Origin of the sequence: Mycobacterium sp. NPDC050551, assembly GCF_040674075.1 — a bacterium.
Lineage (GTDB): Bacteria > Actinomycetota > Actinomycetes > Mycobacteriales > Mycobacteriaceae > Mycobacterium.
In genome coordinates, this window is sequence record NZ_JBFARC010000001.1 from 260,628 (window position 1) to 286,209 (window position 25,582).

General features: G+C 68.8%; 27 protein-coding genes, 1 tRNA gene and 2 pseudogenes. 11 read left to right on the plus strand and 19 right to left on the minus strand.

Features of this window, described 5'->3' with window-relative positions; all coding sequences use genetic code 11:
* Positions 1 to 4: 4 nt before the first annotated feature.
* The 10 genes from AB0K11_RS01285 to AB0K11_RS01330 form a co-directional block, all read right to left on the minus strand.
* Positions 5 to 1,057 carry a dihydrodipicolinate reductase gene (locus AB0K11_RS01285; protein WP_364971567.1) on the minus strand — a complete coding sequence of 351 codons (1,053 nt, stop codon included), beginning with the start codon at positions 1,055 to 1,057 and terminating at the stop codon, positions 5 to 7.
* Positions 1,054 to 2,130 (minus strand): dihydrodipicolinate reductase, encoded by a 1,077-nt coding sequence (locus tag AB0K11_RS01290; protein WP_364971569.1) that lies wholly within the window; start codon positions 2,128 to 2,130, stop codon positions 1,054 to 1,056. Before AB0K11_RS01290 ends, AB0K11_RS01285 begins: the two co-directional genes overlap by 4 nt.
* Positions 2,127 to 2,480: a hypothetical protein gene (locus AB0K11_RS01295; protein WP_364973605.1), complete on the minus strand. Its 354-nt coding sequence runs from the start codon at positions 2,478 to 2,480 to the stop codon at positions 2,127 to 2,129. The genes AB0K11_RS01290 and AB0K11_RS01295 overlap by 4 nt, the downstream gene beginning before the upstream one ends.
* A 96-nt stretch (positions 2,481 to 2,576) precedes the next feature.
* Positions 2,577 to 3,326 carry a hypothetical protein gene (locus AB0K11_RS01300; RefSeq protein WP_364971570.1) on the minus strand — a complete coding sequence of 250 codons (750 nt, stop codon included), beginning with the start codon at positions 3,324 to 3,326 and terminating at the stop codon, positions 2,577 to 2,579.
* The gene (locus tag AB0K11_RS01305) at positions 3,323 to 3,454 is read right to left on the minus strand and encodes a hypothetical protein (RefSeq protein WP_364971572.1); all 132 of its coding nucleotides are present in this window, start codon (positions 3,452 to 3,454) and stop codon (positions 3,323 to 3,325) included. The genes AB0K11_RS01300 and AB0K11_RS01305 overlap by 4 nt, the downstream gene beginning before the upstream one ends.
* A gap of 12 nt (positions 3,455 to 3,466) precedes the next feature.
* Positions 3,467 to 4,270 (minus strand): CbbQ/NirQ/NorQ/GpvN family protein, encoded by an 804-nt coding sequence (locus AB0K11_RS01310; protein WP_364971573.1) that lies wholly within the window; start codon positions 4,268 to 4,270, stop codon positions 3,467 to 3,469.
* A 22-nt stretch (positions 4,271 to 4,292) separates the two neighbouring features.
* Positions 4,293 to 5,825, minus strand: a complete 1,533-nt coding sequence (locus AB0K11_RS01315; RefSeq protein ID WP_364971575.1) for a MorD protein — start codon at positions 5,823 to 5,825, stop codon at positions 4,293 to 4,295.
* A gap of 211 nt (positions 5,826 to 6,036) precedes the next feature.
* Positions 6,037 to 6,639, minus strand: a complete 603-nt coding sequence (locus AB0K11_RS01320) for a TetR/AcrR family transcriptional regulator (protein ID WP_364971576.1) — start codon at positions 6,637 to 6,639, stop codon at positions 6,037 to 6,039.
* A gap of 192 nt (positions 6,640 to 6,831) precedes the next feature.
* A complete protein-coding gene (locus AB0K11_RS01325; RefSeq protein WP_364973607.1) occupies positions 6,832 to 7,524 on the minus strand; it encodes a hypothetical protein in 693 nt (230 codons plus the stop codon).
* A 183-nt stretch (positions 7,525 to 7,707) separates the two neighbouring features.
* Positions 7,708 to 8,256 (minus strand): TetR/AcrR family transcriptional regulator, encoded by a 549-nt coding sequence (locus AB0K11_RS01330; RefSeq protein WP_364971578.1) that lies wholly within the window; start codon positions 8,254 to 8,256, stop codon positions 7,708 to 7,710.
* A gap of 302 nt (positions 8,257 to 8,558) precedes the next feature.
* Here AB0K11_RS01330 and AB0K11_RS01335 point away from each other — a divergent pair, with 302 nt between their 5' ends.
* Positions 8,559 to 9,347 carry an SDR family oxidoreductase gene (locus AB0K11_RS01335; protein WP_364971580.1) on the plus strand — a complete coding sequence of 263 codons (789 nt, stop codon included), beginning with the start codon at positions 8,559 to 8,561 and terminating at the stop codon, positions 9,345 to 9,347.
* A gap of 7 nt (positions 9,348 to 9,354) precedes the next feature.
* Here AB0K11_RS01335 and AB0K11_RS01340 read toward each other — a convergent pair whose 3' ends face one another.
* From AB0K11_RS01340 to AB0K11_RS01350, 3 genes and pseudogenes are all read right to left on the minus strand, one after another.
* Positions 9,355 to 10,113, minus strand: a complete 759-nt coding sequence (locus AB0K11_RS01340; protein ID WP_364971582.1) for an alpha/beta fold hydrolase — start codon at positions 10,111 to 10,113, stop codon at positions 9,355 to 9,357.
* A gap of 46 nt (positions 10,114 to 10,159) precedes the next feature.
* Complete coding sequence (locus AB0K11_RS01345) at positions 10,160 to 10,342, minus strand: dihydrofolate reductase family protein (protein ID WP_364971583.1); 183 nt, start codon at positions 10,340 to 10,342, stop codon at positions 10,160 to 10,162.
* 46 nt (positions 10,343 to 10,388) lie between these two features.
* Positions 10,389 to 10,724 (minus strand): annotated as a pseudogene (locus tag AB0K11_RS01350) (dihydrofolate reductase family protein); the annotation flags it as partial.
* Between the two features lie 134 nt (positions 10,725 to 10,858).
* On the opposite strand from AB0K11_RS01350, the pseudogene AB0K11_RS01355 reads away from it, so the two are divergent.
* The 3 genes and pseudogenes from AB0K11_RS01355 to AB0K11_RS01365 form a co-directional block, all read left to right on the plus strand.
* Positions 10,859 to 11,398 (plus strand): annotated as a pseudogene (locus AB0K11_RS01355) (sigma-70 family RNA polymerase sigma factor); the annotation flags it as partial.
* A gap of 97 nt (positions 11,399 to 11,495) precedes the next feature.
* Positions 11,496 to 11,843: a nuclear transport factor 2 family protein gene (locus AB0K11_RS01360; RefSeq protein ID WP_364973609.1), complete on the plus strand. Its 348-nt coding sequence runs from the start codon at positions 11,496 to 11,498 to the stop codon at positions 11,841 to 11,843.
* A 47-nt stretch (positions 11,844 to 11,890) separates the two neighbouring features.
* Positions 11,891 to 13,087, plus strand: a complete 1,197-nt coding sequence (locus AB0K11_RS01365; RefSeq protein ID WP_364973612.1) for an FAD-dependent oxidoreductase — start codon at positions 11,891 to 11,893, stop codon at positions 13,085 to 13,087.
* 106 nt (positions 13,088 to 13,193) lie between these two features.
* On the opposite strand, the gene AB0K11_RS01370 is transcribed toward AB0K11_RS01365, so the two are convergent.
* The gene (locus AB0K11_RS01370) at positions 13,194 to 14,468 is read right to left on the minus strand and encodes an HNH endonuclease signature motif containing protein (RefSeq protein WP_364971584.1); all 1,275 of its coding nucleotides are present in this window, start codon (positions 14,466 to 14,468) and stop codon (positions 13,194 to 13,196) included.
* Between the two features lie 75 nt (positions 14,469 to 14,543).
* Positions 14,544 to 15,941, minus strand: a complete 1,398-nt coding sequence (locus AB0K11_RS01375; protein ID WP_364971585.1) for a protein kinase — start codon at positions 15,939 to 15,941, stop codon at positions 14,544 to 14,546.
* A 96-nt stretch (positions 15,942 to 16,037) separates the two neighbouring features.
* Between AB0K11_RS01375 and AB0K11_RS01380 the strand changes: the two genes are divergently transcribed.
* Positions 16,038 to 16,916 (plus strand): peroxiredoxin, encoded by an 879-nt coding sequence (locus AB0K11_RS01380; RefSeq protein ID WP_364971586.1) that lies wholly within the window; start codon positions 16,038 to 16,040, stop codon positions 16,914 to 16,916.
* Between the two features lie 43 nt (positions 16,917 to 16,959).
* Here AB0K11_RS01380 and AB0K11_RS01385 read toward each other — a convergent pair.
* From AB0K11_RS01385 to pgm, 3 genes are all read right to left on the minus strand, one after another.
* Positions 16,960 to 17,032: transfer RNA gene (locus tag AB0K11_RS01385), tRNA-Ala, on the minus strand.
* Positions 17,033 to 17,087: 55 nt separating this feature from the next.
* A complete protein-coding gene (locus AB0K11_RS01390; protein WP_364971587.1) occupies positions 17,088 to 18,356 on the minus strand; it encodes an MFS transporter in 1,269 nt (422 codons plus the stop codon).
* The gene (gene pgm, locus AB0K11_RS01395; protein WP_364971589.1) at positions 18,353 to 19,987 is read right to left on the minus strand and encodes a phosphoglucomutase (alpha-D-glucose-1,6-bisphosphate-dependent); all 1,635 of its coding nucleotides are present in this window, start codon (positions 19,985 to 19,987) and stop codon (positions 18,353 to 18,355) included. The genes AB0K11_RS01390 and pgm overlap by 4 nt, the downstream gene beginning before the upstream one ends.
* A gap of 70 nt (positions 19,988 to 20,057) precedes the next feature.
* On the opposite strand from pgm, the gene crcB (AB0K11_RS01400) reads away from it, so the two are divergent.
* Genes crcB (AB0K11_RS01400) through mbtN form a run of 6 tightly spaced genes read left to right on the plus strand, consistent with a single transcriptional unit; the run spans position 20,058 to position 24,917 of the window.
* Positions 20,058 to 20,453: a fluoride efflux transporter CrcB gene (gene crcB, locus AB0K11_RS01400; protein WP_364971591.1), complete on the plus strand. Its 396-nt coding sequence runs from the start codon at positions 20,058 to 20,060 to the stop codon at positions 20,451 to 20,453.
* Positions 20,450 to 20,818 carry a fluoride efflux transporter CrcB gene (crcB, locus tag AB0K11_RS01405; protein ID WP_364971593.1) on the plus strand — a complete coding sequence of 123 codons (369 nt, stop codon included), beginning with the start codon at positions 20,450 to 20,452 and terminating at the stop codon, positions 20,816 to 20,818. Before crcB (AB0K11_RS01400) ends, crcB (AB0K11_RS01405) begins: the two co-directional genes overlap by 4 nt.
* On the plus strand, positions 20,815 to 21,861 hold the full coding sequence (locus tag AB0K11_RS01410; protein ID WP_364971594.1) for a DUF190 domain-containing protein: 1,047 nt from the start codon (positions 20,815 to 20,817) through the stop codon (positions 21,859 to 21,861). Before crcB (AB0K11_RS01405) ends, AB0K11_RS01410 begins: the two co-directional genes overlap by 4 nt.
* 40 nt (positions 21,862 to 21,901) lie before the next feature.
* Positions 21,902 to 22,171, plus strand: a complete 270-nt coding sequence (locus tag AB0K11_RS01415) for an acyl carrier protein (RefSeq protein WP_364971595.1) — start codon at positions 21,902 to 21,904, stop codon at positions 22,169 to 22,171.
* A 5-nt stretch (positions 22,172 to 22,176) separates the two neighbouring features.
* The gene (gene mbtM, locus AB0K11_RS01420; protein WP_364973614.1) at positions 22,177 to 23,751 is read left to right on the plus strand and encodes a long-chain-fatty acid--ACP ligase MbtM; all 1,575 of its coding nucleotides are present in this window, start codon (positions 22,177 to 22,179) and stop codon (positions 23,749 to 23,751) included.
* Complete coding sequence (mbtN, locus tag AB0K11_RS01425; RefSeq protein ID WP_364971596.1) at positions 23,748 to 24,917, plus strand: mycobactin biosynthesis acyl-ACP dehydrogenase MbtN; 1,170 nt, start codon at positions 23,748 to 23,750, stop codon at positions 24,915 to 24,917. The genes mbtM and mbtN overlap by 4 nt, the downstream gene beginning before the upstream one ends.
* Here mbtN and AB0K11_RS01430 read toward each other — a convergent pair.
* Entirely contained in the window at positions 24,911 to 25,540 is a 630-nt protein-coding gene (locus AB0K11_RS01430) for a GNAT family N-acetyltransferase (protein ID WP_364971597.1), read from the minus strand. The two genes, mbtN and AB0K11_RS01430, sit on opposite strands and share 7 nt — an antisense overlap.
* Positions 25,541 to 25,582 lie beyond the last annotated feature (42 nt).

A 25,582-nucleotide genomic window follows, 5' to 3' on the forward strand; every position in this document is an offset into this window, starting at 1 on the left:
CCTTTCAGCGGGCGCTGAGAACGCCACGGGGCAGCATCAGCGGGAGAGTGGTGTACGTGGCGATGCCGGGCGGCGCCGCGACCACGGCGGGGATGGCGGTGATCGCCGGCATCGCCGTGATCGTCAGGCCGAGCATCACGAAGTCGTCGAGTGTCTCGGCCCGGAAGTCAGGCGGCGGCTCGAAACTCAGCGTGGTCCTGATCGTCGGGCGGCCCTGGACCTCGACGGTGTAGCCGAAGTCCATCGGCCAGTCCGGGTCCAGCGACTGGCCCTTGCGCCAGCGGCCGCGCACCTCGATCACCTCGCGTCCGCCGATGACGCCCTGCCAGCGCACATCGACCCCCGCGACGCAACCCTTGCCGATGGTCCAGCCGCCCGGGAGTTCGAGATCCTCTGTGGTCTGGGCGTAGTCGACGTCGCAGCGCACCTCGTCGAGGCGGGCGCCGAGCGCGTCGGCGACCAGGAGCACGGCCTCGCGGAAGATCCACGACCCCTTCTCGGTGATCGCGGGCAGATCCGGCTGATCGACGGGATAGCCGAAGCCCATCGGCTTCTCGGTCGCAGGCGAGTTGTAGATGGTGGTGTCGAAGGACTCCAGGATCGAGATGCGGTCCACCCGGTCCGACAGCCCCGCCGTGACGATCGAGAGCATCTGCATGAAGCCGGGGTTGATGCCACTGCCGAAGATCGTCGCGTCCCCACGCAGACAGGCCTCGACGATCCGCTCGCGGTCCGCGCCCAGTCCGTCTCCGGTGATGAACTCCGACGTCGTCACCACATTGGCTCCCGACGCGAGGATCCGGATGAGCTCCTCGACGTCGGCGAACATCGGGTTGTAGACCACGCAGTCCGGCCGCAGTGCGAGCAGGGCGTCGACGTCGTCGGTCGCCGTTATCCCCAGGGCGGGGATCCCGGCGAGCTCACCGGCGTCGCGGCCGACCTTGTCAGCTGACCAGGCGTAGCAGCCCACCAGTTCCAGCAGCGGGTTGGCCGCGATCGCCTGCACGGACTTGGTGCCGACGTTCCCGGTGGTCCACTGGACGACGCGGTGGGTCACCCGCCGGCGGACTTCCTCGACAGCACGCCGCGGCCCACGATCGTCGGCAGGTCGAGGAATGTGCGGATCCCCGGTTCCGCCGCGCAGACGGGGGCGATCGCGTGCACCGCGTGCATGGCGGTCCCCAGGCAGCCCTGATCGGTGTCGTCCTCACCGTGGGTGGCGATCCGGGATTCGAGGACCATCGACGGCAGACCCTCGACGGTGACCTTCCAGCCCCGGCCGTTCGGCCAGTCCGGCGCCTGCTCGGCTCCGAGGCGGGTGATGTGCTCGACGGTGAGCGCCCGGCGGCCCTCGATGATGGCGGTGTAGCTGAAGCGCTGCGCGGCAACGGTTCCGGCCTCGATCCGGCCGGCCTTGACCTCGATCGGCGTGTCGGTGACGGCGACCTGCCGTTCCCAGACGTAGTCGTCGATGGTCGCGCCGAGACCCTGGGCCAGCAACATCAGGGGGGCCTTGAACGACAACCCGCCGACGGCCTCCTCGTCCATCGGCACCTTCTCGTCGGGTGGCTTGCCGAAGCCCATGACGTCGAACAGCACGAACGAAACACCGTAGGTGCTGTAGTCCATCAATTCCTGGACCAGCAGCGAGTCGACGCGGCGGAACAGGCCGGACATCGTCAGCGGCAGCACCTCGGCGGCCCACCCCGGCTGGATGCCGGTGCCGTGGAACGACGTTCCCCCTTCATCGCACGCCGACTGCAGCCGTGCGACCACTTCGTCACCGACGCTCCACGGGTAGATCCAGGCGGTCACCGCCGTCGAGACCACGTTCTTGCCCGATGCCAGCAGGCGGCAGACGTCATCGAGGGCGACCGGCGGGTTCCACTCCCCCTCGGCCATGTACAGCACGCAGTCGGCGTCGAGTGCGACGATCTCGTCGGTGTCGTCGGTGGCCGTGACACCGACCGGGCCGATGCCGCAGATCTCGCCGACGTCGCGGCCGGCCTTGTCCGCGTTGTAGACCCGGGCGCCGACCAGTTCGAGATCGGGATGTTCCCGCACAGCTGCGACCGCATGGCTGCCGACGTTGCCGGTGGCCCACTGGATCACCCGCAGCTTCTTCGTCACGGCTGTTGCCCGCCCTGCTGTCCGGCCGCCTCGCGGGCCTGGCGTGCCTCATAGCGGTCGACGAGTTCGCGGAAGCCGAGCCTGTCGTACTTCGGGACCGGCTGGATGCCCCACTCGTCCTTCGCGGTGTCCTTGCCCTCTGCGCCCTCCGGCGGGCCCAGCGGCGGATAGGGGTATTTGCACTCGAGGGTGTCGTCGGAGTACCGGACCTTGAGCAGCTCACTGCAGATCTGGGTGAGGCTCAACGTCGGGTATCCGTAGTAGACGGCCATGAACGGCAGGGTGAAGGCACCCTCGATCACCAGTGCGACCAGGCACACCAGGACCGCACGTTTGATCCACTTGTGCATGTTCGCGTAGTAGGGCGTGGTGCCGGGCGGCAGATCCTCGGCGGTGGTCTGTTCCTCGGTGGGTGACGGTGTGGTCACAGTCGTAGCTCCTTGAGTTCAGTCTGAGAAGATCTCGCGGTTCACGGTGTGCAGGTACGGGATCGCGAGGAACGGGGTGATGTAGAAGATGTCGTAGAGCCACCAGCCGATGACGGGAAAGATGACGCCGGCGTACCTGACGTCGGCGAACATGGTCATGTTGAAGACATAGACGGTCCAGATGACGACGCCCATCCAGCAGGTGATGATCATCCACTGGTGACCCCACCGCTTCATCTGCAGGAATCCGATTGCCGCAGCGCACCGCATGGCGAAGACGGTGATGATCATGCCCATCACCATCGCCTTCTCGCCGGGGCCCGCCGCACCGCCGACCCACAGCTCGTTGTAGTGCCAGAAGTATCCGGCGTCGAACATGTGGCCCCAGCCGACCATCAGGACCCGGTTGATCAGGGTGTGATTGGCGACGAGATCCAGTGCCCAACCCAGGCTGTTGAGCATTCCGTCGATGAGCACCAGGTAGCCGATCAGTGTGACGATCATCGGCCGGACTGACAGTCCGGCCCGTAACGCCTGGCGCTGCAGCCAGACTCCGCGCATGAAGATCGGGAATCCGATCAGACCGGGCGCCCACATCCCCATCAGTGCGGCGCCGACGATCATCCACTTGTCGGCCCGGCGTTGTGCGGCACGCGATTCGTCGTGGTGGTCCTCGAACGACACCGACCCGCCCGCAGGCACCGCCCCGGCCGCTGCCGCCCCGGCCGTTCCGGCGACCGAACGCCGGCCGAGCAGCGGCAGGTTCACAGCTCCCACCACCCTCGGCTGAACGACATGTACAGCTGGATCAGGAACATCACCAACAGGTAGCCGTAGATGGCGATCTGGAAGACGATGAGTGCCCGCTTCCGCTTCTTCTCTTTCTGGTCGACCATCGGAGATCCTTCCTAGAGTGGTTGCGCGCTCGAGGTGTCGGCGAGCAGGCTGGCGGCCGCGACCTCGCGCAGGCCGTCGTTGATCGCGCCGTCGGTGCTCAGGGGTGCGAGGATGCTGGCTTCGGCCGCCTCGAGTTCCCCCGCGCCCGCCGCGATCAGCTGCGCCGCCGTGACCAGCACCCGGGTGGACGGCGGCTCGAAGTGGAATGCTTGGTCGGCGGTGCGGATGGCGATCGCACACTGCACCAGCCGCCGCGCCGCCGCCGGGTCGATGCCCGCCTCCGCGACGATCACCTCGGCTTCGCGGTCCGGCGGCAGATAGCTCATCGGCAGGGTGACGAACCGTTGCCGGAAGGAGGGTTTCAGCTCCTTGAGCGAGCTGCGGTACGCCGGGTTGTAGGAGCACACCAGCATGAACTCCTCGGGTGCGTGCACCACCTCACCGGCCCGGTCCAGGTACAGCGCGCGCCGATGGTCGGTCAGCGAGTGCAGGATCGCCAGCGAGTCGTGGCGGGCCTCCACCACCTCGTCGAGATAGCAGATGGCGCCGGTCTTCACGGCCCGGGTCAGGGGCCCGTCGGTCCAGACGACGTCGCCGCCGGTGACCATGAACCTCCCGACGAGATCCGAGCTCGTCAGGTCGTCGTGACAGCTGATGGTGACCACCGGCCGATTGAGCAGCGACCCCATGTGCTCGACGAACCGGGTCTTGCCGCACCCCGTCGGCCCGGTGAGCATCACCGGGATCCTGCGGCTGTAGGCCTGCTCGAAGAGCTGGACCTCATTGCGGTTCGCGTAGTAGGTGACTGGCGTCATTTCTCCCTCGGATCGTCTGCGGTCATGCGCTGACCAGTTCGCGGTGGACGTGTGCCAGCACCCTGGGCAACTCCTCCACCCGCCGGATGCGTTGCGAGCGGCGGGGTCCGAAGACCTCGGGCAGCGGATCGACGCGAGTCGGCCCGACACCGACGTAGTACACCGACACGCCGGCGTCGTTGGCCTCCTCCACCGCGTGCGCGGCGTCGGCCCAGGCGTAGCGCCCCTCGTAGCCTTCGTCGGAGATGAGCCCGTCGCCGATCACGATCAGCAGCCTCCGCTCGGACGGCTGCGCCAGCAGGCGGTTGGTGAGGTGGCGCAGTGGTGCGCCGAGCCTGGTGTATCCGCCGGTGGTCAGCCCGAGGCCGCCCGGCGGGACGAAACGGGCTTCCTCGAACTCCTTGAGGCAGCGCACCTCCACCCGGTGGCGGGTGTTGCCGGTGAAGACGAAGATGCCGTGCCGCTCACGGGCGTTCGTCATGGCTCGCGACAGCGCGTCGGCACAGGTCAGTTCCAGCCGGAAGATCCGGCCCCCGTGCACACCCAGCGACGAACTGCCGTCCAGCAGCAGGGCGGTGCTGACGTCGCGGTGCCGCGGCAGCAGTTCGCGGAACACCCGCGGTTCTTCGGCTTCCCCGGTCCTGCGGTCCATGTAGTGCCGGACGTACTGGTCGACGTCGAGATCCGAACCGTCCTCCAGGCGACCGGTCATGGCGCGGTGGGTGTGCTCCTCGAACCACTTCCGCAGATCGGCCGACTCGATTCTCGACTCGCCGACCTGTGCGTCGCGCGCCCGCTCCAGCACGGCGACATGATCGGGCAGGAACCTCTTGGTCCACGCGTTCCACTCGGGGTACGGGATCCCCGGGCGGTGCTCCGGGGTGATGTCGAGGTCGCTCTCGTCAGGCCGGCTCGGCGGTGGCAGGTTCGGATTGCGGACACCGCCGTCGCCTCCCACCGGCACCGAGTGTGGTTGCGGCATCCGCTTCTGAGTGGAAGTCCACGGCAGTCGGCCGAACTGCCGACGGAACTTGTCGACGAGTCCGGCGGGCGACGTGTACGCCGACGGCAGCCGCCCAAGCAGTGGATCGTCGACGAGTTCGGTGCGGCGCTGCGCCATCTCGACGGCCCGCTCGATCATGGAACGGGCGTCCATGTCGGCGTCGCCCGCTTCCAGCGCGGGCACGGCGCGGCGGAGCTCCGGCATCAGGCCAGGCCACCGGGCGGCCACCCAGCCGAGGGCGACGCCCGCCTCGACGAGCGTCAGCGCGTGCAGTTCCCGTCCGGTCAACTCGTTGAGCCGGTAGCCGGCCAGCCGATCCTTCGACGGGGCACATTGCAGTGCGATGCCGCAGGTCAGGGTTCGCCTCGACCAGTCGCGCACCGTCGGTGGATACGGAACGTGCACGAAGGTGCGGCCCGCGTTCAGGCTGAAGGCGCGGTGCGTGCCCGTCACGAGCCGCACACCCTCGCGGCGTTCGTCACTCAGCGCCACCGCCGTCAGCGAGCAGCTGCGTTCCATCTCGATCGCAGGCATGTCGGCGAGCCCGGTCACGGTCGGCCACCTCCGGTGACCTGCGGAGTGCGGCGCCCGGTCAGAAGGTCCCGATGTTGGAGAACATCCAGTACCAGAACCAGATGATGAGTCCTGTTCCGCCCCATGCGGCGACGTAGCGGAGGATCTCCCAGATGTAACCCATTGTTCGGCTCCCTCGTTGTGGGTTCGGAGGTCGGTGGCGGGTCGCAGGAGCGGATCGGTGAAGGTTTCACCGGACCTCCAGACCCCGCACCGCGGAGGCCACCAGCTTGGCCAGCACGGCGTCCCTGTTCGCGGGATCGTCGGTCGCGGTGAGCACTCCGTAGATCCCGAGCAGATAGAACACGGCGCTGTAGAAGGCGTCGACCTGTGGGTGCAGCACACCCTCGCCACGCGCCCGTTCGATCTCGCGGACCAGCAGCACGATCACCGGGTGGTCGGTCCAGCCGTCCGGTTGCGGACGTGACGGCGAGAAGTGCGACGCGAGAATGTCTTTGAAGAGACTCTCACCGAGCCGTTGCTGGAGACCGGTGACCAGCCGGGCGACTTCCGTCAGCGTCGCGGCCAGATCGTGAGAGCTGTCCAGGAACCGGGCGAGTTCGGCTGCGACCCGCGACTCCTCGCGGCGCTCCAGTTCGAGCAGCACATGCTCCTTGGTCGGGAAGTGGAAGTAGAACGTTCCGTGGGCGACGCCCGCCGCGGCCACGATGGTGGACACCTCGGCGCCGGCCATGCCCGACCGGGTGAACTCGGCGACCGCCGCGCCCAGGATGCGCTCCCGCGTCTGACGCCTGCGCGTCTCGCGCGTGGTCGGCTTGAGTTGTGCCGTCATGATGCGATCAGTTGTAACGCTTTTACTGATTCAAGTCAATGACTTGCTTCGCTGTGACGGTCTGGAGCACAGGACTCCGCTGCAAACACCATGTCTCGCCTGCGCAACAACGATCAATCGCCTCAGTCACCGATACGTGTCAGTGACTCATATCGGCCACAAAGACCCGGACGCAGCCTGTGACGGCGGCTGTCAGTCCGAGAAGATCTCGCGGTTCACCGTGTGCAGATAGGGGATGGCGAGGAACGGGGTGATGTAGAAGATGTCGTACAGCCACCAGCCGATGACCGGGAAGACCACGCCCGCAAACCGGACGTCGGCGAACATCGTCATGTTGAACACGTAGGTGGTCCAGATGACCACGCCCATCCAGCAGGTGATGATCATCCACTGGTGGCCCCAACGCTTCATCTGCAGGAACCCGATCGCCGCGGCGATGCGCATCGTGAAGACGGTGAGGATCATCCCCACCTCCATCGCCTTCTCCCCCGGCCCCGCCGCACCTCCGAGCAACAGTTCGTTGTAGTGCCAGAAGTAGCCGGCGTCGAACATGTTGCCCCACCCGTTGAGCAGGACGCGAGCCAGCAGAGTGTGATTCGCCACCAGGTCAAGCGCCCAACCGACCGTGTTGATGGCGGCGTCGATGATGACCAGGTAGCCGATCAGGGTGACGATCATCGGGCGTACCGACAGCCCATCGCGGGCAGCCTTGCGCAGCAGCCACACCCCGCGCAGGAACAACGGCAGGCCGAAGACCCCGAGAGCCGCGGTGCCGATCAGCAGGGAACCCGAGATCAACCACTTGTCGGCCTGGCGTTGCGCCTGCTGCGACCGTTCGTGGTGGTCCTCGAACGACAGCCCCGCCTTCGGCGGCGCCGAACTCACCGAGGACTTGCCCCTGCGCCCGCCGCCCCGCAGATTCACCGTTGGCAGATTCACGACCCCTCCTACCGACCGCCGACGGGCTCGTCATTCCCGGTGCACAGGCACCGGCCGCCAGACTACTGGCTGACTATAGTCATCAAGTCTGGCGCGATGGAAGGCCGGCGATTCCGTTCCGCGGGTCGGTCAGCGGGCGGACGCCGCCCGCAGGCTGCGCAGGGTCCGGATCATGTAGTCGTCGAGCAGCGCCCGGCGTGTCGGCCAGTCGTTGGTGGTGACCAGGAGCGCGTACAGGCCGAGGAGGAAGAACACCGCGCTGTTCATCGAATTCACGTCGGAATCGATGTCGCCCCGCTCGCGGGCCTTCTCGATCTGCTCGGCGACGAGCACGATGATGGGGTGGTCGTCACCGTCCTCGGCGGGAGGGCGGGTCTGCGAGAAGTGCAGCGCCAGGAAGTCTTTGAACAACGAGTCGCCCAGGCGCCGCTCGAGTCCGATGATCAGCCTGGCCGCTTCGGCCAACGCCGACGGCAGGTCGGACTTCGACTTGAGGAACTGGCCGAGCTGTTTGGCGATGCGGTCCTCTTCACGGCGCTCGAGTTCGAGGAGGACGTGCTCCTTGGTCGGGAAGTGGAAGAAGAAGGTGCCGTGGGCGACGCCCGCGGCGGCCACGATCGCCCCGACGTCCGCGTCGGCCATCCCCGACCTCTTGAACTCGGCGATGGCGGCGCCCATTAGGCGTTCCCTCGTCTGCAACCGCTTTGCCTCGCGCGCGGATAGACCGTTCGCCACCGCCCTACCGTTCTGCCGTGTGCCGACCTGAGCAGCCGCATCCAGCACGGCTGAACCATCGACAGTAGCGTCTCCGCCTCCCGGTCCGGGTCGGCTGCGGAACAAGTGGCTGGTCGTGCCGGTTCTTCGCACGTCCGCGACTGGCCGGCGCTCGGGATCGATGATCGTTCGCGCATTCCACTTACTGACTCAAGTCATCGAATGTAGGGTGGGTCGCAGTCCCGTCGAACGTCCTCAGGAGCAACATGGCACTCGAGCAATTCAACCTGGACGGCCAGGTCGCGATCGTCACCGGCGCCGGACGCGGCGTCGGCGCGGGCATCGCCAAGGTGCTCGCCGAAGCCGGGTGCACGGTGGTCGGTACGGCTCGCACGGAGTCGGAGATCGTCGGCACGATCGGCGAGATCGAGGCCGAGGGCGGTACCGGCCTCGCCCTGGTGGCCGATGCGATCAGCCGTGAGGACGGCGAACGCGTGGTGAATACCGCAATGGAGACCTTCGGCCGGGTGGACATACTGGTCAACAATGTCGGCGGCTCCACCTACGGGCGATTCCTGGACATCACCGACGAGGACTTCCGGCACACCTTCGACTGGTGTGTCACCTCGGCGTTCATCATGAGCCAGCTGGTGGCTCCGCACATGCTCGATGCCGGTCACGGCTCCATCGTCAACATCTCCTCGGGCTCAGCGCGTTTCGGGATCCGTGCGCTCGCCGCATACTGCGTGGCCAAGGGCGGCCTCGAGGCGCTCACCCGCGCGATGGCGCAGGAACTCGCACCGAAGATCCGGGTGAACGCCATCGCACTCGGGTCGTTCGCCACGGCGGGACTGCAGGGCAGCCTCGACATGATGCCCGGCTCGCTGGAGCGGATGCAGGAACTCACCCCGCTACACCGGCTGGGCGACGTCGCCGACCTCGGCAGGCTGACCGTCTATCTGTGCACCAAGGACTGCTACGCCACGAACGCGACATTCCACGTCGATGGCGGCATCGACTCGAACAACTCGCCGCTGCCGATCCCGGACTACTGACGCTCTGCTAGTCCCCGAGGTAAGCGTCGGCCCATGCGCCGATGATGCGGCCGGCACGGTGCGCCTGCCCGGGGCCGGTGAGCAGGTGCTCGGCGCCCTCGAGCGAGACGAAGCTGCGCGGGTGTCGCGCGGTGCGGAAGATCTCGCTGGCGTTCGCGATGCCGACGGTGTTGTCGGTCGGCGAGTGCAGGATCAGCAGCGGCATCCGCAGCTCGCGGATCTTGTCGCGCAGGTCGGCCGCCCGGACGTCTTCGACGAATGCCCGTTTCAGCGTCAACGACCGGCGTCCGGCCATCCACTCCGCGCTGCCCTCGGCCAGCACCCGCTCCACCACGGCGTCGTACTGCTTCTCGGCGTGCGCGGGGTCGAACGGGGCGCAGACGGTGACGACGGCCCGCACGCCGGGGCACTCCCTGGCGGCGGCGATCACGGCCGCTCCGCCGAAGGAGTGTCCGATCAGGATGTCGGCCGGGGTGCCGCCGTCGGCCATGAATTCGCAGGCCTGCACGATGTCGGCGACCTTGTGGGTGAACGACCCGTCGCCCCAGTCCCCCTCGGAGTCACCGAGGCCCAATGCGTCGAACCGCAGCATGCCGATTCCGTCCTTCGCCAGCTGCTTGCAGATGCGCGCCGCCGCGGGCGAGTCCTTGCCGAGGGTGAATCCGTGGGAGAAGACGCCCCAGCCGCGGGGCTCGCCGGCGGGCCGCTCGATGATGCCCGCGAGTGTCGGCCCGGTGGAACTGGAGAAGGTGACGCGTTCGGCCATGCCGGTGGTCTATCACGACTGACCCGGTCGACACCTGTCAACCGCGTCAGCGGACGTACCGCAGGAACACGAGGTTGCGACCGAGCGTGCGGTTGTCGACCAGTTGCAGGCGCGTCGCGAAGGCCGTCGCGCCGAGGAGGCGCGCACCCGCGCCGACCACGACGGGGTACACGGTGAGCCTCAGTTCGTCGACGAGGTCGCTGTCGATCTGCGTGCACCAGTTGGGCACTGCCGTAGACGACGATGTCGCCGTCGACCGTTCGTGTCAGTTCGGCGACCGCGGTCGCCACCTCGCCGTGCAGGACCGTCGCGTCGTTCCACCGGGGCTGCGGTGAAGTCGCGGAGACGACGTACTTGGGCATGCTGTTCAGCCTGTCCGCCCAGTCGCCGCTGCGGGCCGGCCACCGCGCCGCGAACCACTCATCGCTTCGCCTGCCGAGTAGCAGCGCCTGCGCCGTGCGGGCCTCGTCGAGCATGAGGGCCGTCCACGCGGCGCGGTCGTCGTCGCCTGCCGCCGAGAACCAGCCGCCACACGCGAAGCCCTCCTCTCCGGTGGGGTCTTGGATGACTCCGTCGAGCGTGATGTTCTCGCTGACGACGATTCGTCCCATCGCTGCTCCTCGATCGGTGTTGGCTGTCCCATGTACTGACACCGTGACGCCGGCGAAGGTGGCGTCAGTCCGGGTGCCCCCTGCGTCCGTCGGCCGGTGTCCATACAGATGTGTGGGAGAAAGAGACGCGATTGGTGGCCGACGACCTGGCGGCGCGGGCACGGACCGGGGACAGTGATGCGTTCCGCGAGCTGATTGAGCCGTATCGGCGCGAACTGCTGGTGCACTGCTACCGGATGCTCGGGTCGTTCCAGGACGCGGAGGACACGCTGCAGGAGACGCTGCTGGCGGCCTGGCGGGGGTTCGCGACCTTCGAGGGGCGGGCCTCGCTGCGCACTTGGCTCTACCGGATCGCCACCAACCGATGCCTCAATGCGCGGCGGACGGCCGGTCGACTCCCCGCGTCGGCTTGGGACGTGCCGGGTGTGGTGCCGCGGGAGCCGAGCCGGCTCGGTGAGGTCGTCTGGCTGCAGCCGTTTCCCGACGCCCTGCTCGAGGGTGTCGTCGACGCGCAGCCGGGTCCGGAGGCCCGCTATGCGCAGACCGAGGCCATCTCCCTGGCGTTCGTGACGGCGCTCCAGCTCCTGCCGCCCCGCCAGGTCGCGGTTCTCGTCCTTCGCGATGTGCTCGGGTTCCGCGCCGACGAGGTTGCCGCCATGCTCGACTCGACCGTCGACTCGGTGAAGAGCGCACTCAAACGGGCGCGGGCCGGCGTCGAGCAGCGCAGGCCGGTGACCGCCGTCCCGCCGTCCACCCTCCACCGGCACGGTGGTGGCTCGATTCGTCGACGCGTGGGAATCCGCCGACGTCGGCGCACTGGTGACCCTGCTGACCGACGACGTCTTCATGTCGATGCCGCCGATGCCGTTCGAGTACGTCGGGCGGGATCTGGTCGCGGGATTCTGCGCCGACATCTTCGGTGCGGGACGCCGCTTCGACCTGGTGCCGACGCGGGCGAACGGGCAGCCGGCGTTCGGCGCCTATCTGCGCGCACCCGGTGGGATCCGGCACGGCACCGGCATCTACGTTCTCACCCTCGCCGGGGACCGGATCAGCGCGATGACGCGGTTCGACAACTCCGTCCTCCCGTCGTTCGGCCTGCCGCGGTCGCTGCCATAGCCGTCGTCCCCCTTGTGCCGGGCCTGTCGCGGCGTGACGATAGGCCGATGCCGGACACCGCACGCATCCTCGTCCTCGGGTCGGGGTTCGCCGGGCTGTGGGCGGCACTGGGCGCCGCCCGGCGGCTCGACGAACTCGGCACGCCCCGGGACGCGGTCGACGTGACGGTGGTGAGTTCGCAGCCGTATCACGACATCCGAGTGCGCAATTACGAGGCCGACCTCGCGCCGTGCCGAATCCCGTTGCCGCAGTTGCTCGAGCCGGTCGGCGTCACGCATGTCACCGGCCAGGTGGCCGAGATCGACGCGTCGGCGCGAAGCGTCGGCACCACCGACGGCACGACCCTGGGGTACGACCGCCTGGTGCTTGCGGTGGGCAGCCGGGTGGTGCGGCCGGAGCTTCCCGGCCTGGCGGAGTTCGGATTCGACGTCGACACGTACGACGGGGCGATGCGGCTGCAGGATCACGTCCACTCGCTGAACCCGGACGACCCGGCAGCGGCGACAGCGGTGGTCGTCGGCGCGGGCCTTACCGGCATCGAGACCGCCTGTGAGTTACCGGAGATGCTCGCCGGCGCCCTCGGTGTCCCGCCGCGGGTAGTCCTCGTCGACCACAATCCGCACGTCGGTTCGGACATGGGCGAATCGGCGCGGCCCGTCATCGAGGAGGCGCTGGCCGGGAACGGCGTGGACACGGTCACCGGTGTCCGCGTGACCGCTGTCGGCGAGCGGGGCGTGACGCTGTCTACCGGGGAAGAGATCCCCGCCGCGACCGTGGTGTGGTGTGCCGGCATGCGGGCGAATCCGTTGACAGCGCAGCTCGGCGTGCCGTGCGACCGACTGGGCCGGCTGCCCGTCGACGACTTCCTGAGGGTGCAGGACGTGAGCGGTGTGTTCGCCGCGGGCGATGTGGCAGCGGCGCGAATGGACGACGAACACCTCTCGGTGATGTCGTGTCAGCATGGTCGGCCGATGGGCCGTTATGCGGGATACAACGTGGTCGGCGACCTGCTCGGCGCCCCGATGCTGACGCTCCGGATCCCCTGGTACGTCACCGTTCTCGACCTCGGGCCTGCTGGGGCCGTGTACACCGAGGGTTGGGACCGCCGGGTCGTCAAGCGCGGCGCCGAGGCGAAGGCCACCAAGCGGGTGATCAACGGCGAGCGGATCTACCCGCCGCTCGACGGTGACCGTGCCGCGCTGCTGGCCGCGGCCGCGCCGGAGTTGCAGGCCGCACCGAAGTGACCAGCGGTCTCTCACTCGTCAACAATTGTTGACGCAGACCAAATTGCAAATGCACAAGACGCGACGGTGTGCACCGGCAGGCCATGGCGGCTCACCGGTGCCCGCCTCAGGCGGCTGCCGGTGGCGGTTGTGGTTCGAATGGTGAGTACCACCACCAGTCGGCCCGTTCGCCGGTGGGTCCGGGACAGGGAGGTACATCGGGTGGCGGTTTCGTTGGCGGGCGGGCCAATGACGCCGAACTCAGCTGTCGCCCATCGCAATCGGTCACGATAAGGTTCTGTGCGGGTCCGGTGATGGTGATGCCGCCTTTGTGGTGCATCCGGTGGTGGTACGGACACACCAGGACCAGGTTGTCGAGTTCGGTGAGGCCGCCGTCCTCCCAATGCTCGATGTGGTGGGCGTGCAGACCTCTAGTGGCTCCGCATCCGGGCACCACGCAGCAGCGGTCCCGGTGCTCGAGCGCCCGGCGCAGCCGGCGGCTGATCTGACGGGTGTCGCGCCCGGACCCGATCACCTGCCCGTGGCGTTCCAGCCACACCTCGAACGTGGCGTCGCACAGCAGGAAGCGGCGGTCGGCGTCGGTGAGCAGCGGACCCAGATGCAACGAGGCGCTGTTCTGCTCGACGTCGAGGTGGGCGATCACGGTGGTGCGGTGTCCGTGCGGGCGCCGCGCCACCTCGGCGTCCCAACCGGCATCTACGAGACTCAGGAACGCATCAGCCGTGGTGGGCATCGGCGGCGCCTGCTCCGACGCGCCAGCGGGGTCGCCGTCGCCCTCGGCGTGGTCGCGTTTCCAGTCGGCGACCATCCCGTCGAGATGTGACTGCACGGCGGCGTCGAACTTCGCCGCCTCCAGGTGTGGCAGCCAGATCCGGTAGCAGGTGCCCTTGTCGTCGGTGGTCTTGCTGTACGACGGTGCGGGTTCAGGCTTGGGGTCGGGTTGCGGTGGGGGTGGAGGTGGGGGTTCGAGCTTGGTCGCGGTGCGCAACTGGTTCACCGTCGCGGCGGTGATCAATTGGGCGTAGTGCGCATCGGATCCTGGCCCGGCCTTCTCGGCGATCACCCCGACCTGATCGAGTGACACCCGACCCTCGCGCAGGAGTTGGGTGCAGCGCGGCAATTCTTCCCACCGCTGCGCGACGGCGGTGACGATTTCAGCGTTCCTCGGTGACGAGCCGGTCTTCCACGCCACCATCGCCGCCACCGACCGCGCGCCGGTCATGCCCCACAGTCCGTCGCGGTCGATCTCGGCGACGATCTCCACCAGCCGCCCGTCGATCGCATTGCGCTGACCGCACAACTCCGCGATCTCGTCGAACAACTCCGCGAGCCGGTCCTTCGGCCTCACCAAAGGAGCGAAAGACGTTGCGCTCGAGGACATGACCCCATCATCGCAGAGGGGTCCGACAAATATGGATCACCAGAAGCGGGGCGCGACGTGCTCGGGCCGCTTGACTCATTTCGGCTTCTTGTTGCCGTTCCCGTTGCCTCGGCCGTTGCCATTGCCCTTGGGGCGCTTCTGTTCCTGGGTCGCCTGTTCGATCACGGGGGCGGGTGCCGGCTGAGGTTCGAACACCGGTGCCTGCTCGAGCACCGGCGCCTGCTCAACCACAGGTGCCTGCTCGACCACCGGAATCTGCTCGGCCACCGGTGCCTGCTGGAGGACGGGCGACGGTACGGCCGTCGCGCTGATCGGGGCGATGTTCGGCGTGCTGACGCTGACGGACTCCGGTCGGGTCGGCGCCGGCGCGGACGGCGATTCCAGCGTGAAGACCACCACCGCGATGGCCAGCGCCCCCATCGCGGCCGCGGCGCCGACGGCCTGCCGGGATCGATTGTGCGACCGGCGATGTCCGACCGGCGGCAGAACCACTGTGTCCAGCGAGGAGTCTGCCCGGGCAACCGGCGCTTCGACCGGAGGCATCGCCCATCGACGGTGAGGGATGGTGGTGACGGGCGGCGGCACTGCCTTGCCGGTCAACGCTGCCAGCATCGCGTCCGCACTCGCGAAGCGTTGCCGTGGGTCCCGTGACATCGCCCGTTCGACGACCTGCGCGAGGCTCGGATCGAGGTCGGGACGAAGTTGGGTCAGGGGTGTCGGCTGCTCCTCGACGATGGCGCGCGCCAGGGGCGCGATGTCCTCCTGGTCGAAGGGCTTGCGACCGGCGAGCGCCTCGTAGCCGACCACTCCCGCGGCATAGAGGTCGTCGGCGACCGACGCCGGCTCGCCGGCCAGCCGTTCGGGGCTGAGGTAGGCCAGCGTCCCGACGATCTGACCCGTCGTGGTGTGGGCGGCGCCCGGCGTCTTCGCGATCCCGAAGTCTGCGACCTTCACTGCACCGGATTCGGTCAGCAGGATGTTGCTCGGCTTGATGTCGCGGTGCAGCATGCCTTCGCCGTGTGCGGCCGCCAGCGCGGAGAGCACACTGCGCATCACGGTCGACACCTGAGCCTGGGGTAACGGGCCGCACTCGATCTGATCGCCCAGGGTGTCCCCCGGCAATCGCTCCATCACGATGAACGGTGTCTTGTCCCCCTCGCCGAAGTCGTACACCCCGACGATATGAGGATGGTTGAGCGCCGCGGCCGCGCAGGCCTCGATCTTGAAACGCTCGCGGATCTCGGGCTGCGCGCTCAGGTGGGAGTGAAGAATCTTGACCGCTACCGGTCGGTTCAGGCGGATGTCCCAGCCGTCACGCACCTCGGCCATCCCGCCGAAGCCGAGGACTTCTCCCAGCTCATAGCGGTCGCCCAGAAGCCCACGACCCTCCATGGCGAGCAGATTTCCCGCGCTGACGCGTGTGTAAACCCTCAGAGAAAACTTAGGAGTCTGCCAGCTCTGCGTCAGCGGCATCGCCGACAGGATCGTGGTTCCCGCGTCCCAGCCGTTCAGCGAGCCAGATTCCCGAGTCGTGGGTCATGCAGGGCGTGCCCGCGCTAGTCTCTGCCGATGATTGCGGGCGAGAAGGCGCCTGACTTCACTCTCTACGACCACACCGGCCGTCCTCGGACCCTGTCCGAGTTTCTTCGCGACGGACCGGTCGTGCTGTTCTTCTTCCCGATCGCGTCCTCGCCGATCTGCACGGCCCAGGCGTGTCATTTCCGGGATCTGAGCAACGAGTTCGCCGCGGTGGGCGCTCAGCGGGTGGGCATCAGCACCGACACCGTCGACAAGCAGGCCCACTTCGCCCAGCAGCGGTCCTTCGATTACCCGCTGCTGTCCGATTCGGACGGCGTGGTGTCCGAGCTCTTCGGGGTGCGCCGAGGCAGGCTCGCCAGGCTGCGTGGCTCCGTCGTGCCGCGTGCGACGGTGTGGCGTGGCCGGCACACGCGGCGTCGAGGGTTGCTCGGCCGATTCATGCCGGTCAGGCGCGCCACCTTCGTCATCGACACCGACCGCACCGTGCTCGAGGTCATCTCCAACGAGGTGCGCGCATCGGTGCACGCCGACCACGCCTTGCGTTTCCTGCAGAACCGGAACGTTCTCGAGCGGCGCGAGGTCGCGCCGCCCACCGAGACGCCAGGCCGTGACGACACTCACGCCGAACTGCCGCTGGAAGCTTTCGTCGAAGCGGCCGACACCGCGGAGCCGCCGCACTGGCCGAAACACGATGTGCGCGGCCAGGTCCTGACGTGTTGCAGGCAGAGCCGCTCGGTCGCGGAGATCGCGGCGCACCTGTCCCTACCGCTCGGCGCGACGCGGTACCTGGTGGGCGAGCTGGTGACCCAGGGTTATCTGCGGGTGCAGGCCATGCCCGGTGACTCGATGACGATCGCCGAGCGACGTGAACTGATCAGACGGACGCTGCAGGGCCTGCGGGCACTCTGAGGGTGCGGAGGCGTGAACGAACGGCCCGTACTGCGGAGAAAAGTGGAGCTAAGGGGATTCGAACCCCTGACCCCCACACTGCCAGTGTGGTGCGCTACCAACTGCGCCATAGCCCCTGAAGTTGTGCCCACCGAAGTTACACCACGCTCGGCAGCCGCTCAAAATCGCAGGTCACGGCACCTCGCCGCCGGCTTCCGGGCCGAGCGGCCGGGCCGGGCCGTGTTCCCTCGTCGGCCGCGGACGGGTCTCCGGGGCGAACGTCCAACTCACCGCCGCCACCACCAGGATGGCGCCCGACACCACGAACGCCCAGCCGAAAGAGAAGTACTGCGCGATCAGCCCCACCAGCAGCGACCCGCCGATCGAACCCACGTCGGCCATCATTTGGAACGTCGCCACCGCCGTCCCGCCACGCGCTTTGTTGCCGATGATGTCGGCCACCGCGGCCTGCTGCGGCGACGTGAAGATGCCGGTGGCGAATCCCGCGATGACGGCGCTGACCAGGAACAGCGGCAGCGCGTCGGTGAACCCGACGAGCGCGGTCGCCACCCCTGCCGCCGCCAGGCCGACGATCAGCAGCATCTTGCGGCCCACCCGGTCGGACAGGTAGCCGCTCGGGATCACGGCCGCGACGTTGCCGATCGCGAAGGTCGCCAGCGCGAGCCCGGCGACACCCGCCCCGCGGTGCAGCACGTCGGTGATGAACAGCGGCACCAGCGCGATCCGCAACCCGAACGCCGACCACCCGGTGGCGAAGTTCGACAGCAGCGCGGCACGGTAGGCCCGGTTGCGCCAGGCGACCCGCACCGTCACCTTCTCCGTGGCCTCGGCTTCTGGAGCGGCCAGCGAGGAGTTGCGCAGGCTGATGAAGACCACCGCCGCGGCGACCAGCAGCGCGCCGCCGTAGATGAGGAACGGTGCGCTCAGTCCCAGGCCCGCGGTCAGGCTGCCCAGCACCGGTCCGCCGACCGAGCCGACGAGGAATGCCGACGAGAACATGCCCGCCACCCGGCCGCGGGCGTTCTCCGGGCTGATCCGGATCATCAAGCCGAGCGCGGAGACGAAGAACATGGTCGACCCGATGCCACCGAGCGACCGGAAGATCAACAGCTGCCAGTACGTCTGCGCGAATGCACACGCAGCGGTGGTGAGCGCGACGATGACCAGCCCGCTGGTGTAGATCCGCCGCTCCCCCAGCCGCTGGATCAGCAGTCCGGTGGGCCACGCGAAGCACAGCCGCATCAACGCGAAGGCGGTGATCACGAAGGTCGCGGCGCTGATGCTGACGCCGAAGTGGCGGGCGTAGGCCGGCAGCACCGGCGCGACGACGCCGTAACCCAGTGCGATCACCGCGTTCGAGACGATGAGGACCCAGACTTCGCCCGGCAACTTCTCCTTGGCGACGGCTTGCGAACAGTCGCCCTCCGCAGAGGCACTCACGAGATGACTGTATTCACCACCTCGCGCGCGGCCTCCTGCACCTCCGCCAGATGCTCGGGCCCCTTGAACGACTCCGCGTAGATCTTGTAGACGTCCTCGGTGCCCGACGGCCGCGCGGCGAACCAGGCGTTCTCGGTGGTCACCTTGAGGCCACCGAGCGCGGCGCCGTTCCCGGGCGCGGTGGTCAGCTTCGCGGTGATCGGCTCCCCCGCCAGCTCGGTGGCGCTCACCTGTTCGGCCGACAACTTCGCCAGCCGCGCCTTCTGCTCGCGGTCGGCGGGGGCGTCGATGCGGGCGTAGGTCGGCGCGCCGTACTTCTCGGCCAGCGCCTGGTAGCGCTGCGACGGCGACTGCCCGGTCTTGGCGAGGATCTCCGACGCCAACAGCGCCAGGATGATGCCGTCCTTGTCGGTGGACCACACCGTGCCGTCCTGCCGCAGGAAGGACGCACCGGCGCTCTCCTCACCGCCGAAACCGATTGTCCCGCCCAGCAACCCGTCGACGAACCACTTGAACCCGACCGGTACCTCGAGCAGTTCGCGGCCGAGCCCGGCCACCACCCGGTCGATGATCGAGGAGCTGACCGCGGTCTTGCCGACGGCCGTCGAACCCGGCCAGTCCGGGCGGTGGGTGTAGAGGTACTCGATGGCCACCGCGAGGTAGTGGTTCGGGTTGAGCAGGCCGCCGTCGGGGGTGACCACGCCGTGCCGGTCGGAGTCTGCGTCGTTGCCGGTGGCGATCTGGTAGTCGCCGATCTTGGAGATGAGCGAGGCCATCGCGTTCGGCGAGCTGCAGTCCATCCGGATCTTGCCGTCGGTGTCCAGCGTCATGAACCGCCACGTCGCGTCGACGAGCGGGTTGACCACCGTCAACTGCAGGTCGTGGCGTTCGGCGATCGCCGCCCAGTAGTCGACGCTGGCGCCGCCGAGCGGGTCGGCGCCGATCCGGATGCCCTCGGCGCGGATGGCGTGCACGTCCACGACGTTGGGCAGATCGCTCACATAGGCGTCGAGGTAGTCGTGCCGCTGCGCGGTCTGCAGCGCCCGGGTCAACGGGATCCTCTTCACCGCCCGCAGGCCGTCGCGCAGGATCTCGTTCGCGCGCTTGGCGATCACCCCGGTGGCGTCGGTGTCGGCGGGGCCGCCGTTGGGCGGGTTGTACTTGAAGCCGCCGTCGCGCGGTGGGTTGTGCGACGGCGTGACGACGATTCCGTCAGCGAGGTCGGCGTCCCGGCCGCGGTTGAACGCCAGGATCGCGTGGCTCACCGCGGGGGTCGGGGTGTAGCGGTCGGCCGAGTCGATCATCGCGACGACGTCGTTGGCGGCGAGCACCTCGATCGCCGACGCCCACGCCGGTTCGGACAGCGCGTGGGTGTCACGGCCGATGAACAGCGGTCCGGTGGTGCCCTGCGCCGCGCGGTACTCGACGATGGCCTGTGTGGTGGCCAGGATGTGCGCCTCGTTGAAGGCCGTGTCCAGGCTCGACCCGCGGTGCCCTGACGTGCCGAACACCACCTGTTGAGCCACATCGTCGGGATCGGGTTGCTTGGTGTAGTACGCCGTGACCACCTGGGCCACGTCGATGAGATCGTCGGGTTGCGCCGGTTGACCGGCACGAGGGTTGGCGGCCATGGTTCGATTCTGCTCCCGGTGCGCGCGGCGTTGACGGGCGGCCGGGTGAACAGCCGCGATACTTTGCATCGTGCCCGGATTCGACCGCCGCGAACTGGCCGCCGTGTTCGTCGGCGGCGCGCTCGGCACGCTGGCCCGCGCGGGGCTGGAGACCCTCGCACCCGCGGATCCGGGCCGGTGGCCGTGGCCGACGTTCACGGTCAACATCGTCGGCGCGTTCCTGCTCGGCTACTTCACCACCCGCCTCCTCGAGCGCCTCCCGGTCTCGGCCTACCGCCGTCCGCTGTTGGGCACCGGTCTGTGCGGCGGGCTGACGACGTTCTCGACCATGCAGGTCGAGACGCTGCGCATGCTCGAACACGGCCACCTCGGCCTGGCCGCCGGCTACCTGACCACCAGCATCGCCGCGGGCCTATTGGCGGTGTACGTCGCCACGGCGCTGGTCCGCCGGGCCAGGCTGCGGTGACGACCGTCGCGGTGTGGGCGGGCGTCGCGCTGCTCGGCGGCGTGGGCGCGGTGCTGCGCTTCACGGTGGACCGCACCGTCTCGACCCGCGTCGGCCGCCCGTTCCCGTACGGCACCCTCGCGGTCAACCTGACCGGGGCCTGGCTGCTCGGCCTGCTCGGCGCGCTGGCCCTCGCGCCGCACCACGCCCTGCTGGCGGGCACCGCGTTCGTCGGCTCCTACACCACGTTCTCCACCTGGATGCTCGAGACGCAGCGCCTCGGCGAGGAGCGGCGGGGATGGCCCGCCGTTGCCAACATCGTCGTCAGTCTGGCGCTGGGGCTCGCCGCGGTGTGGTCCGGCCACTGGCTCGGGGGACGGCTGTGACCGAACTGCACCGGCTGACCGCCTACTTCGGCGAACGCGCCCGCCACGACGGCCATTTCGTCGCCGACGCCCTGCTCGATGTCGGCGCCGTGGAGGCCGCGGTGGTCCTGCGCGGAGCCGCCGGATTCGGTCCGCGCCACGACATCCGGACCGATCTGACGCTGAGCCAGTCAGAGGACCTGCCGATCGCGCTCGTCGCCGTGTGCGACGCCGAGCGCATCGCCGCGTTCGCCGCACGGGCGACGGAGGTGCTGCCCCGGGGCACCCTGGCCGTGGAGCGGGTGCGGCATGCCGATGACACCGTGACGGCGGACCACGTGGAGTTCAGGGTGCTCACCGGGCGTGCGGACCGGCTGAACGGGCGACCGGCCCACGCCGCGGTGTGCGATGTGCTCCGACGGGGCGGATTCGCCTCGGCGGCATCGTTTCTCGGCGTCGACGGCGTCACCGCCGGACAGCGCCGCCGCGCCACCTTCTTCGGTCTCAACGCCGCGGTTCCGGTGCTGACGGTCGCGGTCGGATCCGCGGCGGCCGCCGGCGACGCGGTCCGGACTCTCCGGCCGCTGCTGCCGTCGGCCCTGATGACGGTCGCGCCGGTCCAGCTGTGCAAGGGGCGCGGTGTGCCGGTGAGCCGTCCGGCGCCGGTGCCCGCGACCGACGACCTCGGACTGGCTCGGTGGCAGAAGCTGACGGTCTACACCTGCGAGGCGGATCTGCACCGCGGACTGCCCGTGCACCGGACTCTGCTGCGCCGCCTACGGGAGTCGCCGACGACGGCCGGGGTGACGGTCCTGCGGGGCGTGTGGGGTTTCACCGGCGACGCAGAACCCGGTGGCGACAGGCTGTTTCAGCTCGGCCGCCATGTGCCGGTGACGACCGAGTACGTCGACACACCGGATCGGATCGCGGCGTCCTTCGACCTCGTCGACGAGGTGACCGAGGGGCAGGGCGCGGTGACCTGCGCGGTGGTTCCGGCGGTCGTCTCGATCGACAGCGGCCTGCGGCGCGGCGGCATCCGGCCGGCGTCAGCGCCCGAGATGTAAGCCTAGCCTAAGTTTAGTACGCCGTGTACCGTCCCACGTCATGCAGTCGACTACCCCTGATGCCGTGAGCGCCGCGCTGTCCGAAATTCTGCGTGACGACATGAACGTCGATATCCGTCGTGTCACCCGAGATTCACGCCTCATCGACGACGTCGGCCTCGACTCCGTGGCGTTCGCAGTCGGCATGGTGGCCATCGAGGACAAGCTCGGCGTCGCACTGACCGAGGAGGATCTGCTGAGCTGCGACACCGTGGGTGACCTGGAAGCCGCGATCCTGGCGAAAGTCCCGGCGGCACAGAGCAACCAGTGAACCCTCTGGCGGCGGCCCTCGCCGAAGCCCTGACCTCCGCCGGTCACCACCTGGTCGTCTTCGACCATCCGAGTCAGACCTGGACCCCGCATCCGTGGGCCGAGGTCTACGCCCGCGCGGAGAATGTCGCGACCCGCATCCTCGACGAGGACGCCCCGGCCGTCGGCCTCGTCGGTGATCCCACCGTCGAGCTCATCTCGGCCGTCTTCGGCGGGATGATCGCCGGCGCCGCGGTGTCCCTGCTGCCCGGCCCGGTCCGCGGCGCCGACACCGCGCAATGGGCGCAGGCCACCTTGCGACGCTTGCGCGCCATCGGGGTGAGCACGGTGTTCAGCCACGGCGAACAGCTCGAACTGCTGCGCGCGGTGGACAGTACGGTCGCCGTCCACGATGTCGCCACAGTGGGCCATGCCCGTCGTTCCGTCACGTTCGTGGCACCGGGCGGCCGCGGTGAGGTGGCGGTGTTGCAGGGCACGGCCGGATCGACCGGCTCGCCGCGCACCGCACGACTGTCGCCGCAGGCGGTGCTGGCCAATCTGCGTGGCCTGGTCACCCGGGTGGGCGTCACCCGGGCCGACGTCGGCTGCTCCTGGCTGCCGCTCTACCACGACATGGGACTGACGTTCCTGCTCACGATGGCCCTCGGCGGTGGCGATCTCTGGCAGGCGCCGACCACCTCGTTCTCGGCTTCGCCGTTCAGTTGGGTGCAGTGGCTCAGTGACAGCCGTTCGTCGATGACCGCGGCGCCCAACATGGCTTACAACCTGGTCGGCAAGTACGCCCGGCTGATCGACGGCGTCGACCTGGGGACGTTGCGGTTCGCGCTCAACGGCGGTGAACCCGTCGACTGCGACGGCACCCGGCGGTTCGCCGACCAGATGGCCCGCTTCGGCTTCGACGACGCGGCGCTGTGCCCCTCCTACGGACTGGCCGAATCCAACTGTGCGGTCTCGGTTCCGGCGCCCGGGACGGGACTACTCGTCGACGAGATCCGCGTCACGACCGAGGGTGGGACGGTCGTGCGCAAGCAGGCCCTACTCGGTGAGGCGATCCCAGGCGTGCAGATCCGGATCACCCCGCTCGAGCAGCGCAGCGACGGCATCGAGGACCGCGAGGTGGGCGAGGTCGAGGTCCGCGGCTCGTCGATGATGACCGGCTACCTCGGCGAGGCGCAGCTGGCGGCCGACAGCTGGTTCCCCACCGGCGATCTCGGCTACTTCGTCGACGGCGGACTCGTGGTGTGCGGTCGCGCAAAGGAACTCATCACCGTCGCCGGGCGCAACATCTTCCCCACCGAGATCGAGCGGGTGGCCGCCCAGATCGACGGGGTCCGCGAAGGTGCCGTGGTGGCGGTCGGCACCGACGAGACGTCGGTCCGGCCCGGCCTCGTCATCGCCGCGGAGTACAAGGGATCCGACGAAGCAGACGCCCGCAGTGCCCTGGTGCAGCGGGTGGCCACCGAATGTGGTGTCGTACCGTCCGACGTCGTGTTCCTGGCGCCGGGCTCGCTGCCGAGGACGTCTTCGGGCAAGCTGCGCCGCCTGGAAGTCAAACGAAATCTGGAAGCGGTGACACCATGACCCTGTCCCTGACGACCGTCGAGGACTACCGCACGCTGCTCGACCGCGTCTTCGACGAGCAGGTCACGGCGTGGACAGCCGAGGCGGAGGAGACCGAGCGCTTCCCCCGTCAGCTCATCGAGCACCTCGGCCGTTCTGGGGTGTTCGCCGAGAAATGGCGCGACGCAGTGCAACCCGACGTGGCCAAGCTGGTCGCACTGGCCACTGCGCTCGGCGGGCTCGGCTCGGCCGGCATCGGCGTCGGGGTCAGCCTGCACGACTCGGCCATCGCGCTGCTGCGCCGGTTCGGCCGTTCGGACTACCTGCGCGAGATCTGTGAGCAGGCCATCCGCGGTGAAGCGGTGCTGTGCATCGGCGCGTCGGAGGAGTCCGGCGGTTCCGACCTGCAGATCGTCCAGACCGAGGTGCGTTCCGCCCGGGACGGTTTCGAGGTCCGCGGCGTCAAGAAGTTCGTGTCGCTGTCGCCGATTGCCGACCACATCATGGTGGTGGCGCGCAGCATGGACCAGGATCCGACCAGCAGGCACGGCAATGTCGTGGTGATCGCCGTGCCGACCAGCCAGGTCGAGGTGCAGACCCCCTACCGCAAGGTCGGTGCAGGCCCGCTGGACACCGCCGCGGTCCACATCGACACCTGGGTGCCTGCCGATGCGCTGGTGGCCAGGGCCGGCACCGGGCTGGCCGCCATCTCGTGGGGACTCGCGCACGAGCGGTTGTCGATCGCCGGCCAGGTCGCCGCCGCCTGCCAGCGGATCATCGGAATCACGCTGGCGCGCATGATGAAACGTCGCCAGTTCGGGCAGACGCTGTACCAGCACCAGGCACTGCGCATGCGCATCGCCGACCTGCAGGCCCGCGTCGACATGCTGCGCTACGGGCTGGCCGGGATCGCCGCGGAAGGCCGGCTCGACCTGCGCGCCGCCGCCGCGATCAAGGTGAGCGCCGCCCGCCTCGGCGAAGAGGTGTTCTCCGAGTGCATGCACATCTTCGGCGGCGCAGGCTATCTCGTCGACGAGACCCCGCTGGGGCGGTGGTGGCGGGATATGAAGCTGGCCCGGGTCGGCGGCGGCACCGACGAGGTGCTCTGGGAACTCGTCGCCGCTGCAATGAAGCCCGACTACGAGGGCTACGCCGAGCTGATCAACTCGCCCGACTGGGACTACTGACCCGGCACGTCCTCGGGCGTGCGGGGCAGCGCGTACAGCGCCATCCGGCGGTTCGACATCTGGTGCTCGCCGAGAAAGGCGCAGCCCGCGAACTCGCACAGCCGGCGCGCGCCGGAGTTGCGGTGATCCGGGTCGAACATGATGCGGCGGCACCGCGGCTCGATGTCGAAGATGCTGGCGACGAGGCGCGGCAGCAGGATCGGGGCGAATCCCCGGTTGACGAACCGCAAATCGGCGATCGCCGCATGCAGGCCGAGATCGTAGGGGTCGGCGGCATAGCGCGGCGCGATGGAGTCCTTGGCCGCGCGATACACCTCGACGTAGGCGAGTTCAGTGCCGCGGAAGCTGCCGATCAGCGGTCGGGAGTACTCGCCGTCCAGCTGGGCCTGCAGGTAACGCCGCCACCGCTCGGGCGGCCACGGGTACTCCCAGGCCTCGACCAGGTGCGGCCGGTTCATCCACTCCGAGATCATCTCGGCGTCCCGGTCGGCGTCGACGAGGCGGATGGAATACGGCTCGGCGAGCGCCGGCATCGGTGGCGCGGGCACCGCGCGAACCTCGTCGGCGATCGACGCCAGCTCACGGGGCAGGACGGGCTTGATCGCCTCATCGGTGTCGGTCATCGAGCGACGAGCCTACCGCAGCAGATGAGGGTAGGTTTACCT

What these genes read in the sequence shown, in the direction of transcription:
- AB0K11_RS01320 (WP_364971576.1), bottom strand. Translation starts at nt 6,639, where the DNA reads ATGACGGCACAACTCAAGCCGACCACGCGCGAGACGCGCAGGCGTCAG.
- AB0K11_RS01295 (WP_364973605.1), bottom strand. Translation starts at nt 2,480, where the DNA reads ATGCACAAGTGGATCAAACGTGCGGTCCTGGTGTGCCTGGTCGCACTG.
- AB0K11_RS01375 (WP_364971585.1), bottom strand. Translation starts at nt 15,941, where the DNA reads ATGCCGCTGACGCAGAGCTGGCAGACTCCTAAGTTTTCTCTGAGGGTT.
- pgm (WP_364971589.1), bottom strand. Translation starts at nt 19,987, where the DNA reads ATGGCCGCCAACCCTCGTGCCGGTCAACCGGCGCAACCCGACGATCTC.
- mbtN (WP_364971596.1), top strand. Translation starts at nt 23,748, where the DNA reads ATGACCCTGTCCCTGACGACCGTCGAGGACTACCGCACGCTGCTCGAC.
- AB0K11_RS01370 (WP_364971584.1), bottom strand. Translation starts at nt 14,468, where the DNA reads ATGTCCTCGAGCGCAACGTCTTTCGCTCCTTTGGTGAGGCCGAAGGAC.
- AB0K11_RS01415 (WP_364971595.1), top strand. Translation starts at nt 21,902, where the DNA reads ATGCAGTCGACTACCCCTGATGCCGTGAGCGCCGCGCTGTCCGAAATT.
- AB0K11_RS01340 (WP_364971582.1), bottom strand. Translation starts at nt 10,113, where the DNA reads ATGGCCGAACGCGTCACCTTCTCCAGTTCCACCGGGCCGACACTCGCG.
- AB0K11_RS01430 (WP_364971597.1), bottom strand. Translation starts at nt 25,540, where the DNA reads ATGACCGACACCGATGAGGCGATCAAGCCCGTCCTGCCCCGTGAGCTG.
- AB0K11_RS01305 (WP_364971572.1), bottom strand. Translation starts at nt 3,454, where the DNA reads ATGGTCGACCAGAAAGAGAAGAAGCGGAAGCGGGCACTCATCGTCTTC.
- AB0K11_RS01335 (WP_364971580.1), top strand. Translation starts at nt 8,559, where the DNA reads ATGGCACTCGAGCAATTCAACCTGGACGGCCAGGTCGCGATCGTCACC.
- AB0K11_RS01310 (WP_364971573.1), bottom strand. Translation starts at nt 4,270, where the DNA reads ATGACGCCAGTCACCTACTACGCGAACCGCAATGAGGTCCAGCTCTTC.
- AB0K11_RS01380 (WP_364971586.1), top strand. Translation starts at nt 16,038, where the DNA reads ATGATTGCGGGCGAGAAGGCGCCTGACTTCACTCTCTACGACCACACC.
- AB0K11_RS01330 (WP_364971578.1), bottom strand. Translation starts at nt 8,256, where the DNA reads ATGGGCGCCGCCATCGCCGAGTTCAAGAGGTCGGGGATGGCCGACGCG.
- AB0K11_RS01365 (WP_364973612.1), top strand. Translation starts at nt 11,891, where the DNA reads ATGCCGGACACCGCACGCATCCTCGTCCTCGGGTCGGGGTTCGCCGGG.